At 65.8% G+C, this 15,053-nt stretch carries 12 protein-coding genes and 1 pseudogene; 4 read left to right on the top strand and 9 right to left on the bottom strand.

Translation table 11 applies throughout. From position 1 onward, the window contains the following. Positions 1-107: 107 nt before the first annotated feature. From APH27_RS12770 to APH27_RS12780, 3 genes and pseudogenes are all read right to left on the bottom strand, one after another. Entirely contained in the window at positions 108-515 is a 408-nt protein-coding gene (locus tag APH27_RS12770) for an SRPBCC family protein (RefSeq protein WP_060484999.1), read from the bottom strand. A 21-nt stretch (positions 516-536) separates the two neighbouring features. Beyond that, positions 537-1,157, bottom strand: a pseudogene (locus APH27_RS12775) (SDR family NAD(P)-dependent oxidoreductase); the annotation flags it as partial. A gap of 110 nt (positions 1,158-1,267) precedes the next feature. Beyond that, complete coding sequence (locus APH27_RS12780; RefSeq protein ID WP_027918543.1) at positions 1,268-2,176, bottom strand: LysR family transcriptional regulator; 909 nt, start codon at positions 2,174-2,176, stop codon at positions 1,268-1,270. 215 nt (positions 2,177-2,391) lie between these two features. On the opposite strand from APH27_RS12780, the gene APH27_RS12785 reads away from it, so the two are divergent. The 3 genes from APH27_RS12785 to APH27_RS12795 are packed head-to-tail and all read left to right on the top strand — an operon-like array spanning position 2,392 to position 5,990. Beyond that, positions 2,392-3,696, top strand: a complete 1,305-nt coding sequence (locus APH27_RS12785; RefSeq protein WP_060485000.1) for an MFS transporter — start codon at positions 2,392-2,394, stop codon at positions 3,694-3,696. 30 nt (positions 3,697-3,726) lie between these two features. Continuing rightward, complete coding sequence (locus APH27_RS12790; RefSeq protein ID WP_027918545.1) at positions 3,727-4,968, top strand: Zn-dependent hydrolase; 1,242 nt, start codon at positions 3,727-3,729, stop codon at positions 4,966-4,968. After that, positions 4,968-5,990, top strand: a complete 1,023-nt coding sequence (locus APH27_RS12795) for a histone deacetylase family protein (RefSeq protein ID WP_060485001.1) — start codon at positions 4,968-4,970, stop codon at positions 5,988-5,990. The genes APH27_RS12790 and APH27_RS12795 overlap by 1 nt, the downstream gene beginning before the upstream one ends. A gap of 206 nt (positions 5,991-6,196) precedes the next feature. On the opposite strand, the gene APH27_RS12800 is transcribed toward APH27_RS12795, so the two are convergent. From APH27_RS12800 to glcD, 5 genes are all read right to left on the bottom strand, one after another. Next, positions 6,197-8,365: a malate synthase G gene (locus APH27_RS12800; protein WP_060485002.1), complete on the bottom strand. Its 2,169-nt coding sequence runs from the start codon at positions 8,363-8,365 to the stop codon at positions 6,197-6,199. A gap of 152 nt (positions 8,366-8,517) precedes the next feature. Beyond that, positions 8,518-8,916, bottom strand: coding sequence for a heme-binding protein (locus APH27_RS12805; RefSeq protein ID WP_060485003.1), 399 nt, complete (start codon positions 8,914-8,916; stop codon positions 8,518-8,520). Next, entirely contained in the window at positions 8,909-10,144 is a 1,236-nt protein-coding gene (glcF, locus tag APH27_RS12810) for a glycolate oxidase subunit GlcF (protein ID WP_060485004.1), read from the bottom strand. Before glcF ends, APH27_RS12805 begins: the two co-directional genes overlap by 8 nt. Before the next feature lie 10 nt (positions 10,145-10,154). Then, a complete protein-coding gene (gene glcE, locus APH27_RS12815; RefSeq protein ID WP_060485005.1) occupies positions 10,155-11,207 on the bottom strand; it encodes a glycolate oxidase subunit GlcE in 1,053 nt (350 codons plus the stop codon). After that, positions 11,207-12,706: a glycolate oxidase subunit GlcD gene (gene glcD, locus APH27_RS12820; protein ID WP_060485006.1), complete on the bottom strand. Its 1,500-nt coding sequence runs from the start codon at positions 12,704-12,706 to the stop codon at positions 11,207-11,209. Before glcD ends, glcE begins: the two co-directional genes overlap by 1 nt. A 195-nt stretch (positions 12,707-12,901) precedes the next feature. Between glcD and glcC the strand changes: the two genes are divergently transcribed. Then, the gene (gene glcC / locus APH27_RS12825) at positions 12,902-13,666 is read left to right on the top strand and encodes a transcriptional regulator GlcC (RefSeq protein WP_027918552.1); all 765 of its coding nucleotides are present in this window, start codon (positions 12,902-12,904) and stop codon (positions 13,664-13,666) included. Positions 13,667-13,769: 103 nt separating this feature from the next. Here the strand turns inward: glcC and APH27_RS12830 are convergent, their stop codons facing one another. Then, positions 13,770-15,002, bottom strand: coding sequence for a M20/M25/M40 family metallo-hydrolase (locus APH27_RS12830; RefSeq protein ID WP_060485007.1), 1,233 nt, complete (start codon positions 15,000-15,002; stop codon positions 13,770-13,772). Positions 15,003-15,053 lie beyond the last annotated feature (51 nt).

Raw genomic sequence — 15,053 nt, forward strand, 5'->3', positions numbered from 1 at the left:
TCGAGGCTGACACCTGCCCAAGACAGTTCAATTCAGGCGAGCCACCCACTTTCCGCCGCATCCGCCCGCCTTCAATTGCGAATGGGGCGCAAAGCGCCCCCATGTTTTCAATCCAAAGTGGATGCCAAAGCCTGCAGGCCACCTTCATAGATGCCCTTGAACAGCGCCTGCGCCTCTGCATCGCTGACCCCGGCCGGGGTGAATTCGCCGAACCATTCGATCAGGCTGCCCTGGCCATCGGCCTTGACCCGCAGGGTCGACAGGTAGCCCGTCACCGGGAACGGGCTGGTGAGGATCGTGTAGCTGTAGCTGCGTGCCTTTTCGTCGAAGGCCATCAGGCGTTCGACGATGCTGTTGCCGTCTGGGTCTTTCAGCGAGCGCACGCGGCCGCCTTCGCTGGACAGGCTTTCAGGGATGAACGGCAGCCAGTCGGGCAGGTTGTCGAAGCCGCCGATCAGGGCCCAGACGTGGTCAGGGCTGTGTTGGGTGTGCAGGGAAGCGTAGGCAGCTGCCATGGTGTAAGTCTCCAGTTGGATTCAGATAGCGAGGCTGTCGACCACACCGCCGTCGACCCGCAGGGCCGCGCCGGTGGTGGCAGAGGAATAAGGGGAGGCCAGGTACACCGCCAGGTGAGCGACTTCGTCGACCTCGGCGACGCGCTGGATGATCGAGCTTGGCCGTGCGTTGCGCACGAAGTGGTCGGCTTCTTCACGGATGCTGCGCCCGGAGGCCTGGGCGGCGTCGGCCACCAGTGCGGCGACGCCGTCGGTCAGGGTCGGGCCGGGCAGCACGGCATTGACCGTTACCCCGGTGCCGGCCAGGCGCTTGGCAAGGCCGTGGGACACGGCAAGGTTGGCGGCCTTGGTCACACCGTAGTTGATCATGTCGGCGGGGATGGCGATGCCCGATTCGGAGGAGATGAACAGGATCCGCCCCCAGCCTTTGCCAACCATGCCCGGGGCATAGTGGCGAGCCAGGCGCACGCCGGACAACACGTTGACGTCGTAGAAGCGCTCCCACTCGCTGTCGGGCACCTCGAAGAAGTCTACGTCGTCGTAGATGCCCAGGTTGTTGACCAGGATATCGGTCTGCGGGTGGGCGGCGAACAGGGTTTCGGCGCCTTCGGCAGTGCCCAGGTCGGCAATCACGCCGTGCATACTTCAGGGCCTCGCCTGGTCTATCGAGTCGAGGAGGCGCGGATCGTTGTAGTGGTGGTATCCGTTGGCAAGCGCGAGTGGAGTGAGGTCTATCGTGCGGCTCAAAAGCGTTAGATCAAGCACTGTTGCAATGCTTCGATAAACACCTCTTCGGCCCGGCTCAACCGCTGTTCCCTGTTCCACAACAGGTGAATGTCCACATCGGCAATCCCTTCTTCAGGTGGCAGCTTCCACAGCAGCCCCGCCGCCACGTCCGGCGCTACCACATGCTCGGGCAGGCAGCCGATGCCGAACCCGGCAATCACCAGTCGGCGCACTTCTTCAAGGCTCGGCGACGACGCCACGATCCGCCCGGAAAACCCCTGCTGGTCGCGGAAAATGGTCAGCGGCGACAGCATGCCGCCAATCTGGTCGCTGGTGAAACTGACGAAATTCTCCCGCTGCAGATCGCCCTCGGCCTGGCCGAACAAGGCATGGTGCTTGCCGCAGAAAAACGCATAGCGCTGGCGCAGGAACAGCCGCTGTTCCAGGCGTGGTTGCGGCCGGCGATTGAGGCTCAGGCCTGCGGTGGCGGTTTTTTCCTGCAATGCGGCAACGATGTCCGAGCTGCGCATCACGTCGATTTCCAGATCGACCCTTGGGTGCTGGCGATGGAAGTCCGCCAGGAAGTCATCGAACCGCTCGCTGACGATGCGGCTGATCATCAGCAAGCGCACCTTGCCTACCAGTTCGTCCGCCGGCTGCTCCAGCAGGCCGCCGATCTGCGACATCTGCCCATACACCTCACCGGCCAGCTGAAACAGCTGCTCGCCCATGTCGGTGAGCACGAAGCGTGGCCCACGGCGAGCGATCAGCTGGCGGCCGAGCTGTTCTTCGAGGCGTTTCAGCGCTTGGCTCACGGCCGGTTGGGTAAGGTGCAGGCGGGCAGCCGCGCGGCTGATGGACAGCTCCTGGCCGATCACGCGGAAGGTGCGCAGCAGGTTCCAGTCGAGGCGGTCGTTGAGCAGGCGGTCGGACATGGCAGGCTCGATGATAAGCAGGGCTAATAGTGCGAATAATAAATAGAAAATTGACTAATCATAGCCCCAGGACGATAAATCGCAGTCATTGAGGCCTGTGATATCGGTGCTGGCCTCTTCGCGGGCAAGCCAACACCGGCCACCAAGCCAAGCGCCACCAGAGCGCAACCGTGACCCCCTTAACTCCTGCCAGAAAAACAAGCAAAGGAGCCACCATGAAGCCCACCGCTTCGCCCCAGCCGCGTCGTGCCGCCGCCGCCGCGTTCATCGGCACCATGATCGAGTGGTACGACTTCTACATTTACGCCACCGCCGCCGCCCTGGTGTTCGGTGCCTTGTTCTTCCCCTCCGACGACAGCCTGTTCAGCACCATGGCCGCGTTCGGCACCTTCGCCGTGGGCTTCTTCGCCCGGCCGCTGGGTGGCATTGTCTTTGGCCACGTGGGCGACCGCATCGGCCGCAAGAAGTCGCTGGTCATCACCCTGCTGATGATGGGCATCGTGACCGTGTGCATCGGCCTGTTGCCGACCTACGCGCAGATCGGCGCCGCTGCGCCGGTGCTGCTGATCATCCTGCGGGTGATCCAGGGCATTGCCGTGGGCGGTGAGTGGGGCGGGGCCGTGCTGATGGCCGGCGAACATGCGCCCAAGGGCCGCCGCAACTTTTTCGCGTCGTTCGCCCAGCTGGGCAGCCCTGCAGGCCTGATCCTGTCGCTGCTGGCCTTTGGCGCGGTGACCCGCCTGCCGGAAGAAGACCTGATGAGCTGGGGCTGGCGTGTGCCGTTCCTGGCCAGCGCGCTGTTGCTGCTGGTGGGCCTGGCGATTCGCCTGGGGGTCAACGAGTCCCCCGAGTTCATTGCCAGCCGCGAGCAGGCAGCCAGGGCCCAGCGCAAGGAACAGGCACCGGTGCTGGAAGTACTGCGTACTGCCTGGCGCCCGCTGTTGCTGTGCATCGGTGCCAACACCCTGGGTATCGCCGGGGTCTATTTCACCAACACCTTCATGATCAGCTACACCACCCAGCAGTTGCACCTTGAGCGCTCGCTGATCCTCGAATGCCTGTTCTTCGTGGCGGTCATCCAGTTCTGCGTACAGCCGCTGGCCGCCTGGCTCTCGGAAAAGCTCGGAGCCACCCGCTTCCTGGCCCTGGTCGCCCTGCTGGCGATGGCCTCGCCGTACCCGATGTTCGTGTTGGTCAGCTCCGGCGAAGGCCCGCTGATCGTGCTTGGCATCGCCCTGGCGGCGGCTTGCATGGCGTCGTTCTATGCGGTGATCGCCGGCTACGTCAGCGGCATGTTCGACACCCGCGTGCGCTACACCGCGATTTCCATGGCCTACCAGGTTTGTGGCGCCATCGCTGGCGGCCTCACGCCACTGATCGGCACCTGGCTGGCCCACACCTTCACCGGACAATGGTGGCCGATGGCCGTGTTCTACACCCTGATCGCCAGCATTTCCCTGGTCTGCGTGCTTGCCCTGGCACGCCAGTACGCCCGTAGCCAGCGCCTGGAACTGGCCTGATCGATCCACCTGATTCTGGAGTACCCGCACATGTTGAAAAGCAATGGCGAACGCCTGTGGGCGAGCCTGATGGCCATGGCCGAAGTCGGTGCCACCGCCCGTGGCGGCAGCTGCCGCCTGGCCCTGAGCGACGAGGACAAGGCCGGCCGTGAACTGTTCAGCCACTGGTGCCGCGAAGCCGGCCTGACGCTGACGGTGGATGCCATCGGCAACCTGTTCGCCCGCCGCGCCGGCAGCGACCCAGCTGCCGCCCCGGTGATGATGGGCAGCCACCTCGACACCCAGCCCGAGGGCGGCCGATTCGATGGCGTCTATGGCGTGCTGGCGGGCCTTGAAGTGGTTCGCCGCCTCAACGACCTTGGCATCCACACCCGCAAGCCGCTGGAAATCGCGGTGTGGACGAACGAGGAGGGCGCGCGCTTCACCCCGGCCATGTTCGGCTCGGCGGTATTCACCGGCACCCTGGCGCTGGACCAGGCTCTGGCCATCCGCGATGCCGATGGCATCAGCGTCGCTGACGAACTGCAGCGCACCGGCTACGCCGGCCAGCGCCCGTTGGGCGGCCAGGTCGACGCCTATTTCGAGGCGCACATCGAGCAAGGCCCGATCCTTGAAGACAACGCCAAGGCCATCGGCGTGGTCAGCGGTGGCCAGGCCATCCGCTGGCTGGATGTGACCGTCGAAGGCATGGCCGCCCACGCCGGCACCACGCCGATGCCGCTGCGCAAGGACGCCCTGTACGGTGCCGCGCGGATGATCCAGGCGGTCGAGCAACTGGCGGCAGACTTTGCGCCAGAAGGCCTGACCACCGTGGGTGAACTGTCGATCGCCAAATCCTCGCGCAACACCATCCCCGGCGTGCTGCGCTTCACCGTCGACCTGCGCCACCACCGCGACGAAGCCATCGAGGCCATGGAACGCGACCTGACCCTGAAGCTGCAGGCCATCGCCAACCCGCGCGGTCTGCAGGTCCGTATCGAACGCCATTGGGTCAGCCCGGCGACGCCGTTCGACGCCGACTGTGTCGCTGCCGTGCAGCAGGCGGTGGACGGGCTTGGTTATGCCCAGCAGACCATCGTCAGCGGCGCCGGCCACGACGCCATCCTGCTGGCCCGCTACTGCCCGACGGCGATGGTGTTCATCCCCTGCGTCGGTGGCCTGAGCCACAACGAAGCCGAAGACGTACTGCCCGAAGATGCCCGCCAGGGCGTCGATGTTCTGCTCAATGCCGTGCTGGCCCGCGCCGGCCAGGTCGAACAAGGAGAAGCCTGATGCGTTGCTACTTCCACCCCGAACAGCTGCTGCACCATCCGCGCAGCTACTACTCGCGCGGTGCCATGCGCACCCCGCAGGAAGTCCCCGAGCGCGCCCAGCACCTGCTGCAGGCCGCCAAGGACCTGGGCTTCGACATCCGCCAGCCCGACGATGCCGGCCTGGCGCCGCTCAAAGCTGTGCACGGCGAAGCGTACCTGGCGTTCCTCGAAGAGGCCCATGCGCGCTGGAAGGACGTGCCCGAGGACTGGGGCGACGAGGTGATGTCGAACATCTTCGTGCGCGAGCCCAACGCCCTGCGCGGCATCCTCGCCCAGGCTGCGCGCTACCTGGCCGACGGCAGCTGCCCGGTGGGTGAAAACACCTGGCGTTCGGCCTACTGGTCGGCGCAGAGCGCGGTGGCCGCGGCCAAGGCCATTCTCGATGGCCAGCCCGCCGCCTACGCGCTGTGCCGGCCACCGGGGCACCATGCACGGTTCGATGCAGCCGGAGGGTTCTGCTACATCAACAATGCCGCGGTGGCGGCTCAGGCACTGCGCAGCCGCTATAGCCGTGTGGCGATTCTCGACACCGACATGCACCACGGGCAGGGGATCCAGGAGATCTTCTACGAACGTAACGATGTGCTGTACGTGTCGACCCATGGTGACCCGACCAATTTCTATCCGGGGGTGGCGGGGTTCGAGGACGAGCGCGGCAGTGGCGTGGGGGAGGGGTACAACCTGAACCTGCCGATGGCCCATGGGGCCAGCGAGGCGGACTTTATGGGGCAGCTGGAGATCGCGCTGGATGCGGTGAAGGACTTTGGCGCCGAGGTGCTGGTGTTGTCGCTTGGGTTCGATATCTATGAGCAGGATCCGCAGAGCAAGGTGGCGGTGACGACTGACGGGTTTGCGGCGTTGGGTGAGCGGATTCGGGCGTTGCGGTTGCCGTGTGTGATTGTGCAGGAGGGGGGCTATCACCTGGAGAGCCTGGAGGCGAATGCGCAGGCCTTCTTTATGAACAGGGTCGACTGGCGATAAGTGCTGCACGCCGGCAGTGGTGTTGGCGCTGCCGGCTTCCAGTTTGCCTGGGGGCAGGCGGATGCGCTGGGTTCGGCTTTGGAGCGCAAGGGGCTGGGGAAGTAGGGGGGGGCTGGGCTGACAGGTGCTTGCCACAACATTTTCAGCGCTGATGAGCGGCCTTGCCGGTTCGGCGCCCCGGCAAGGCCGCTACTCCAACAGCGGCGTTACCCTTTAACCTCCTGCTTGAACTTCAAGCGCCACCCATGCAGCAGCGGCTCGGTATACCCGCTAGGCTGTTCACGCCCCTTGAACACCAACTCGTGTGCCGCACGGAACGCATGCGAGCCGGCAAGGTTCCCTGCCATCGGCCGGTACGCAGCATCGCCGGCATTCTGCTGGTCCACCACGTTGGCCATGCGCTGCAGCGTCGCCTCGACCTGGTCACTGCTGACCACCCCATGGTGCAGCCAGTTGGCGATGTGCTGGGCCGAGATACGCAAGGTGGCGCGGTCCTCCATCAGCCCGACGTCATGGATGTCCGGCACCTTCGAACACCCCACTCCTTGCTCGACCCAGCGCACCACATAGCCGAGGATGCCCTGGCAGTTGTTATCCAGTTCGGCCTGGATATCGTCCGCGCTCCAGGGCCGGCCCGGGCTTACTGGAATGCTCAGCAGGTCGTGCAGCAGCTGTTCGCGCTCAGCCCCCAGGTCGACCTGCTCCAGCTGTGCCTGCACCGCAGGCACGTCCACCTGGTGATAATGCAGCGCATGCAAGGTCGCGGCAGTGGGCGAGGGCACCCAGGCGGTGTTGGCGCCGGCACGCGGCTGGGCGATCTTCTGTTCGAGCATGGCCGCCATCAGGTCGGGCATGGCCCACATGCCCTTGCCGATCTGCGCCTTGCCGCGCAGGCCGCAGGCCAGCCCGACCAGCACGTTGCTGCGTTCATAGGCCTGGATCCAGGTGCTGCCTTTCATGTCGCCCTTGCGCAGCATGGCACCGGCCTCCATGGCGGTGTGCATCTCATCGCCGGTGCGGTCAAGGAACCCGGTATTGATGAACACCACCCGTGCCGCCGCGCTGGCGATGCAGGCCGCCAGGTTGACGCTGGTGCGCCGCTCTTCGTCCATGATGCCCATTTTCAAGGTGTGCCGGGGCAGGCCCAGCAGGTCCTCGACGCGGCCGAACAGCTGGTCGGCGAAGGCGACCTCGGCCGGGCCGTGCATCTTCGGCTTGACGATGTACAGGCTGCCTTCGCGGGAGTTGCCGCGGCGCTTGAGGTCGTGCAGGCCGATCAGGCTGGTGACCACGGCATCGAGGATGCCTTCGGGGATCTCCCGGCCATCGCGGTCGTGGATCGCCGGGTTGGTCATGAGGTGGCCGACGTTGCGGATGAACAGCAGCGAGCGGCCGGGCAAGGTCAGTGGCTGGCCATTTGCACCGTGGTATTCGCGGTCCTTGGCCAGCGCGCGGGTAAAGGTCTTGCCACCCTTGTTTACCTGCTCGCTGAGGTCGCCCTTCATCAGGCCCAGCCAGTTGCGATAGACGTTGACCTTGTCCTCGGCATCCACCGCCGCCACCGAGTCTTCGCAGTCGATGATGGTGGTCAGCGCGGCCTCGACAAGAATGTCCTTGACCCCGGCGCGGTCGGCCTTGCCGATGGTGCTGGCCGGGTCGATCTGGATTTCGAAGTGCAGGCGATGGTGTTGCAGCAGGATTGCCGTTGGCTGGCCGGGTTCGCCTTGATAGCCGCGCAGTTGCGCGGTGTCTTCCAGGCCGACCTGGCGGCCATCGCTCAAGGTCACCTGCAGCTTGCCCTGGTTGATCGCGTAGGCCTGGGCGTCAGCATGGGAAGCGCCTGCAAGCGCTGCCGAGCGGTCGAGAAAATCCCGGCCGAATGCAATCACCCGTGCACCGCGCAACGGGTTATAGCCTTGGCCGCGCTCGGCGCCGTCATTGTCTGCAATGGCGTCGGTGCCATACAGCGCATCGTACAGCGAGCCCCAGCGGGCGTTGGCGGCGTTCAGGGCATAGCGGGCGTTGCTCAGCGGGACTACCAGTTGCGGGCCGGCTTGCTCGGCGATTTCGCGGTCGACCTGGGTGGTGCTGATACGCGCCTGCTGCGGCGTGTCGACCAGGTAGCCGATGCTGCGCAGGAAGGCCTGGTAGGCGGGCATGTCGCTGATCGGGCCGGGATGCTGGCGGTGCCAGGTGTCCAGTTCGCGCTGCAAGCGGTCGCGTTCGGCGAGCAGCTCGCGGTTGCGCGGGGCGAGGTCGTGGACCAGGGTGCTGAAGCCTTGCCAGAAGCTGGCGGCGTCGATGCCGGTGCCGGGCAGCACTTCATCCTCGATGAAGCGTTGCAGGGTCGGGTCGACCTTGAGTTGATGGGTCATTGTCTTCTCGCTCGGTGTTCAGGTTTCAGAAAGTGTGCCGCTTGTGCCGGCCACTTCGCGGCTGAAGCCGCTCCTACAGGTACTGCGCAACCTTTGAAACCTGTGCGGTCCTTGTGGGAGCGGCTTTCGCCGCGAAGAAGCCGAAGCCGGGTCTAAAGGGCAGCCGCGCCTGCCTTGGCCACCTGGGCATCCTGTTCGGGCTTGACCCCGGACACGCCGATGGCACCTACCACCTGGCCATCGACCAGCACGGGCACACCGCCTTCCAGGCTGGTCAGCAGCGGCGCGGTGACGAAGGCGGTGCGCCCGCCATTGACCATCTGTTCGAAGTCGCGGGTTTCCTTGCGCCCCAGTGCGGCACTGCGGGCTTTTTCCACGGCGATGTAGGCGCTGGACGGCGCGCAGCCGTCCATGCGCTCCAGGGCCAGCGGATGGCCGCCGTCGTCGACCACGGCGATGGTCACGTTCCACTGTTGCGCCTGGGCTTCCTGGCGGGCGGCAGCGAGCAGGCGGGTCACTTCTGCCTGGCCGATCACGGACTTGCTATGCATGGCTGTTCTCCTGGCTCAAAGCTGCTTCGACGATTTCGATCCAGTGCCGCACCGGCGTGCGCCCGGCCCCGTCGAGGTGGGTCTGGCAGCCGATGTTGGCGGTGGCGATGACTTGCGGTTTGCCGCTTTCCAGCGCATTCAGGCGGTTGTCGCGCAGTTGCCGCGACAGTGCCGGCTGGGTCAGCGAATAAGTGCCGGCCGAGCCACAGCACAAGTGGCCGTCCGGCACCGGGGTGAGGGTGAAGCCCAGCCGCGTCAGCAGGCTTTCCACCTGGCCGCCGAGCTTGAGCGCATGCTGCAGGGTGCATGGGCAATGGAAGGCCAGGCGCTGTTCGGCGCACAGGCCGAGCTGTTCGATCGGCTCGTCGCGCAGCACTTCGACCAGGTCCCGCGACAGCGCGCTGACCCGCGCCGCCTTGGCGGCGTAGTGCGGGTCTTTTTCCAGCAGGTGGCCGTAGTCACGCACAAAGGCGCCGCAGCCACTGGCGGTCTGCACGATGGCCTCGGCACCTGCCTCGATGGCCGGCCACCAGGCATCGATGTTGCGCCGTGCGCGTTGCAGGCCCTGTTCCTGGGCATTGAGGTGGTAATCCACCGCGCCGCAGCAACCGGCCTCGCAGGCTGGCTCCACGCTGATGCCCAGGCGGTCGAGCAGGCGCGCGGTGGCCGCGTTGGTGTTGGGCGACAAGGCGGCCTGCACGCAGCCTTCGAGCAACAGGATGCGCCGGGCATGGCGCGGTGCGGGGCGTTCGCCGGCCGGCGCCACCTGGGCCGGCAGCTTGCTCTTGAGGCTGGCCGGCAGTACCGGCCGCAGGGCCTGGCCAGTGCGGGTCAGCGCCTTGAACAGCGCCGGGCGCGGCACCACTGCGCGCAGGCCCTGGCGCAGCAGGCGCTGGCCGAGCGGGCGCGGTACCTGCTGCTCGACCACGGCGCGGCCGATATCCAGCAGGTCGTGGTACTTCACCCCTGACGGGCAGGTGGTTTCACAGTTGCGGCAGGTCAGGCAGCGGTCCAGGTGCAGTTGCGTGCTGGCGGTGACCGGCGCGCCTTCAAGCACCTGCTTGATCAGGTAGATGCGCCCACGTGGCCCGTCCAGTTCGTCGCCGAGCAACTGGTAGGTCGGGCAGGTGGCCGTGCAGAAACCGCAGTGCACGCACGAACGCAGAATGCTTTCGGCTTCTTCGCCGCGGGCCAGGCGCTTGGCGCTTTCGCTCAGGTTGGTTTGCATGGGCGTGGCCTCACAGGTCCGGGTACAGGCGGCCAGGGTTGAACACGCCCTGGGGATCGAGTTGCTGCTTGAGGGCGTGGTGGTAGCGCATCAGTGCTGCGGGCAGCGGAGCGGTGCTGTCATCGCCCGGGGTGTAGCCGGTGACGTGGCCGCCGACCTTGGCGGCCTGTTCACGGATCAGCTGCGCCGGTGCCGTCGACTTGAGCCAGCGTTGCGCGCCGCCCCAGTCGATCAGCTGTTGCCCAGGCAGGTCGAGATCACCGCTGGCCGTCGGCACCGACAACCGCCACAGCGGTGCCCGGTCATCGAAGAAGGCCAGGCGCTGTTCGCGCAGGTCGCTCCAGAAACGGCTGTCGAGTTCGTCGCCGCCCAGGCGCTGGCGGGCCGACTGCACCGAGCCTTCACCGCCTTCCAGGCGCAGGTACAAGGTGTCGCCATCGTGGCAGGCGGCGCTGATCGGCAACGGTTGCTGGCCCCATTCGGCCAGTTCGGCCAGGGCCTGGTGGCGGTCCATCGGTAAGCGCAGGCTGAGGCACGCACGTGGGCGTGGCAGTACCTTCAGCGACACTTCGGTCAACAGCCCCAGGCAGCCAAAGCTGCCGGCCATCAGCCGCGAGACGTCGTAGCCTGCAACGTTCTTCATCACTTCACCGCCAAAACGCAGCAGCTTGCCGTGCCCGGTGATCACCCGCGTGCCGAGCACATAGTCACGTACCGAGCCAGCCCACGGCCGACGCGGACCCGACAAACCGGCCGCGACCATGCCGCCAAGGGTTGCCTCGGCGCCCAGGTGCGGTGGCTCGCAGGGCAGCATCTGCCCGGCCTCGTGCAGCGCCGCTTCGATTTCCAGCAACGGCGTACCTGCGCGGGCCGTGAGCACCAGTTCGGTCGGGTCGTAGCTGACGATGCCCCGGTGGGGGCGGGCATCGAGTATTTCGCCAGCCACCGGGCGGCCAAGCATGGCTTTGCTGTTGCCACCCTGGATGCGCAGCGGCGTGCCCAGGTTCAGGGCCTGGTTGACCTGTTCGAGCAGGTCCTGGCTCATGTCGCGGTCCACGCTCATCAGAATCGCTCCAGCTCGGGGAAGGGCAATTGCCCGTGATGCACGTGCAGGGCGCCGAACTCGGCGCAGCGGTGCAGGGTGGGGATGTTCTTGCCCGGGTTGAGCAACCCTTGGGGGTCGAATGCGGCCTTCACAGCGTGGAACAAGGTGATTTCGTCGCTGTTGAACTGCGCGCACATCTGGTTGATTTTCTCGCGCCCCACACCGTGCTCGCCGGTGATGCTGCCGCCCACCGCCACGCACAGTTCAAGGATGCGCCCGCCGATGGCCTCGGCGCGTTCCAGCTCACCCGGCAGGTTGGCATCGAACAGGATCAGCGGGTGCATGTTGCCGTCGCCGGCGTGGAACACGTTGGCCACGCGCAGGCCGTACGCCTCGCTCAGTTCGCTGATGCCCTTGAGCACCCGGGGCAGTTCGCGGCGCGGGATGGTGCCGTCCATGCAGTAGTAGTCCGGCGAAATGCGCCCCACCGCCGGGAAGGCGTTCTTGCGCCCGGCCCAGAAGCGCACGCGCTCGGCTTCGTCACAGGCCAGGCGTACTTCGCGGGCACCGGCCTGCTTGAGCACCCCGGCTACCCGCTCGCAGTCTTCCTGGACATCGGCTTCCACGCCATCCAGTTCGCACAGCAGGATGGCGGCCGCGTCCACCGGGTAGCCGGCATGGATGAAGTCCTCGGCGGCGCGGATCGCCAGGTTGTCCATCATCTCCAGGCCGCCGGGAATGATGCCGGCGGCGATGATTTCGGCCACGGCCCGGCCGGCGTCCTCGACACTGTCGAAACTGGCCAGCAGCACCCGCGCCACTTGGGGTTTGGGCAGCAGTTTGACGGTCACTTCGGTAACGATGCCGAGCATGCCCTCGGAGCCGGTGAACAGCGCCAGCAAGTCGAAGCCCGGGCTGTCGAGGGCGTCGCTGCCCAGGGTCAGGCGTTCGCCCTCGACGGTGAGGATCTCGACCTTGAGCAGGTTGTGCACGGTCAGGCCGTATTTAAGGCAGTGCACGCCACCGGCGTTTTCCGCGACATTGCCGCCGATCGAGCAGGCGATCTGCGAGGAAGGGTCGGGCGCGTAGTACAGGCCATGGGGCGCGGCGGCCTGGGAGATGGCCAGGTTGCGCACACCGGGTTGCACCCGGGCGAATCGGCCTTGCGGGTTGACTTCAAGGATGCGGTTGAAGCGCGCCATCACCAGCAGGATGCCTTTGGCCAGCGGCAGGGCGCCCCCCGACAGGCCGGTGCCGGCACCGCGAGCCACCACCGGCACGCCACGCTGGTGGCAGAGCTTGAGCAAGGCCTGCACCTGTTCCAGGCGTTCGGGCAGCACCACCAGCAGCGGTACGGTACGGTAGGCCGAGAGGCCGTCGCACTCATAAGGCTTGAGGTCTTCCGCGCGGTGCAGGACTTCCAGATCGGGGAGGGCATCACGCAGCGCCTGCAGCAGCGCGGGCAGATCCACGGCGGGCAGCGCTCCGTCGACACGTTCGTCGTAGAGAATGTTCATCAGGCTCACTCAGCGGCAGTTTTTGTTGTTGTTGGCAAACCGATCACCCTTGCAGCCTGCGCGCCTGGGCGGGATGGGTCGAGGGCTTGGGATACTGGTCCTACCAGTTTTTCCGCGAGGTGCTGGCTATCCATGGGTTTGAGCGGCTAGATTGGAAGGGTCAATGGCAGTGGTCCTACCAGTTGGAGTCTGCACATGGGAGTTGAAGGCAAGGCCAAGGTCGCGGACCAGGTGGCCGAGCGGGTCGAGCGGCTGATCGTCGAAGGCGTGCTCAAGGTCGGCCAGGCCTTGCCGTCGGAGCGGCGCCTGGTCGAAAAACTCGGCTGCTCGCGTTCTGCGCTACGTGAAGGCCTGCGCATCCTGCGCGGGCGCGGCATCATCGATACCGAGCAGGGGCGAGGCTCGTTCGTTGCCGACCTTACCGGGCAGGCCAGCGGCACGCCATTGATGCACCTGTTCAGCTCACAGCCGCGCACGCTGTTCGACCTGCTGGAGGTGCGTGCCTTGCTGGAGGCCGAGTCGGCGCGCCTGGCGGCCTTGCGCGCCACCGATATTGACCGCCTGCTGATCCGCCGGCGCTATGAAGACATGCTGGAGGCCCACGCTGCTGCCGAAACCCTCGACCCCCGCGAGCACGCGCGCCGCGACCATGCGTTTCACCGGGCAATCAGCGAGGCGTCGCACAACCCGGTGCTGGTGCATACCTTGCAGTCACTGAGCGACCTGACCTTGAGCACGGTGTTTGCCTCGGTCAACAACCTGTATTGCCGGCCGGCGCAGAAGCGCCAGATCGACCGCCAGCACGCACGGTTGTATCACGCGGTGATGGAGCAGTTGCCCGAGCAGGCGCAGCGGGCGGCGCGCGAGCATATCAACGGGATTGGCGACAGCTTGCGTGAGATCGAGCAGGAAGAGCAGCGCCTGGTCAGGGCGACGATGCGCATGGATGGTTGGGGTTGATACCAGCCTGTACCGGCCTCTTGCGGCTAAAGCCGCTCCTACAGGTCAAGCGCACCCCTTGCAGGAGCGGCTTTAGCCGCGAGAGGCCGGTACAGGCAGTGGATTACTGTGCCAGGTGCCTGATCATCGCCACGGTCAAATAAAGCCGCGGCGCAATGCTGCCCAGTTCGATGTATTCATCGTCCCCGTGCAACCCGGCCCCGACCACCCCCAGCGTTTCCAGCACCGCGGGCTTGTCGCTGCCCGGCACATAGGCATACCCGGCGTCGGTACCGAAACGCATGGCAATCGGCTCGATCTTGTAACCAGCCTCCGCGTACAGCCGCTGCGCTGTCTCGGCCAGCGCGCTCGAAGCCTGGTTGCGTGCCAGCGGTGGTCGGCCTTTTTCGATCACGACACTGGCCTGGGTGTCGGCCACCAGTTGCTTTTTGACAATGCGCTGGGCGTCGGCCTGCACCCGGTCAGTTTCGCCCAGGTCCGAGTAGCGCATGTCCGCTTCGGCCGTGGCCAGTGCCGGAATGATATTGGCCTTTTCACCAGCCTTGGCCAGCGTCCAGTTCACCGTGGTGCCTTTGCTGGCATCGCCAAGGTCCTTGAGCTGGAGCAACTGGTGCGCGAGCTCGGTCAGCGCATTGCGACCTTCCTCCGGCGCAGAACCTGCGTGAGAGGCACGGCCCTTGACCTCGAGCTTGAGCCGGTTGATGCCGTTGGTGGCGACAGTCACCGCGTCTTTGTCCGGCGGCTCGTAAGAAAACACGTAGTCATGCTTGCGGGCCAGTTCGGCAATGATCTGCTTTGACCCCGCAGACCCCATTTCTTCATCCGGGTTGAACAGCACGGTGAGCGTGCGGTAGCCCTTGAACTGCTGATCGTTCAGTAACTTCAGTGCGTGCAGGATCATCGCTACCCCGCCTTTGGCATCGGCGACACCCGGGCCAAAGGCGCGTGTGCCTTCGACCCGGAAGGGGCGTTTGGCGACCGTGCCGGGGACGAACACGGTGTCGTAGTGCACCATCAGCAGGAAATCCTTGCTGCCGGTGCCTTTGAACGTACCGACGATATTGTCGCCCACAGAAGGTTTGGCGGGCCGTACCTGCACTTCGGCCCCCAGCGCCTTGAGGCGCTTCACCAGCTCGGCACTGACCTGCGTCAGGCCCGCTTCGGTTCCGGTACCGGTATCTACCGAGACCAGCCCCTGGAGGGTCTGCAGGTACGCTGGCTGTTCGTTTTCGGCCTGCTTGAGCAGGTCCTTGGGGGTGACTTCGGCGGCAGTTGCCTGGGTACAGGCGATCAGTAGCGCCAAGGCGATGGCGTGGGGAGGGCGAGGCAATGGCATGGGGGCTTCCTTGTCATGGTGAGTCCTTGAGCCTAGCCATCAAGCTCGATG

Source organism: Pseudomonas sp. NBRC 111123, from assembly GCF_001320205.1.
GTDB lineage: Bacteria > Pseudomonadota > Gammaproteobacteria > Pseudomonadales > Pseudomonadaceae > Aquipseudomonas > Aquipseudomonas putida_J.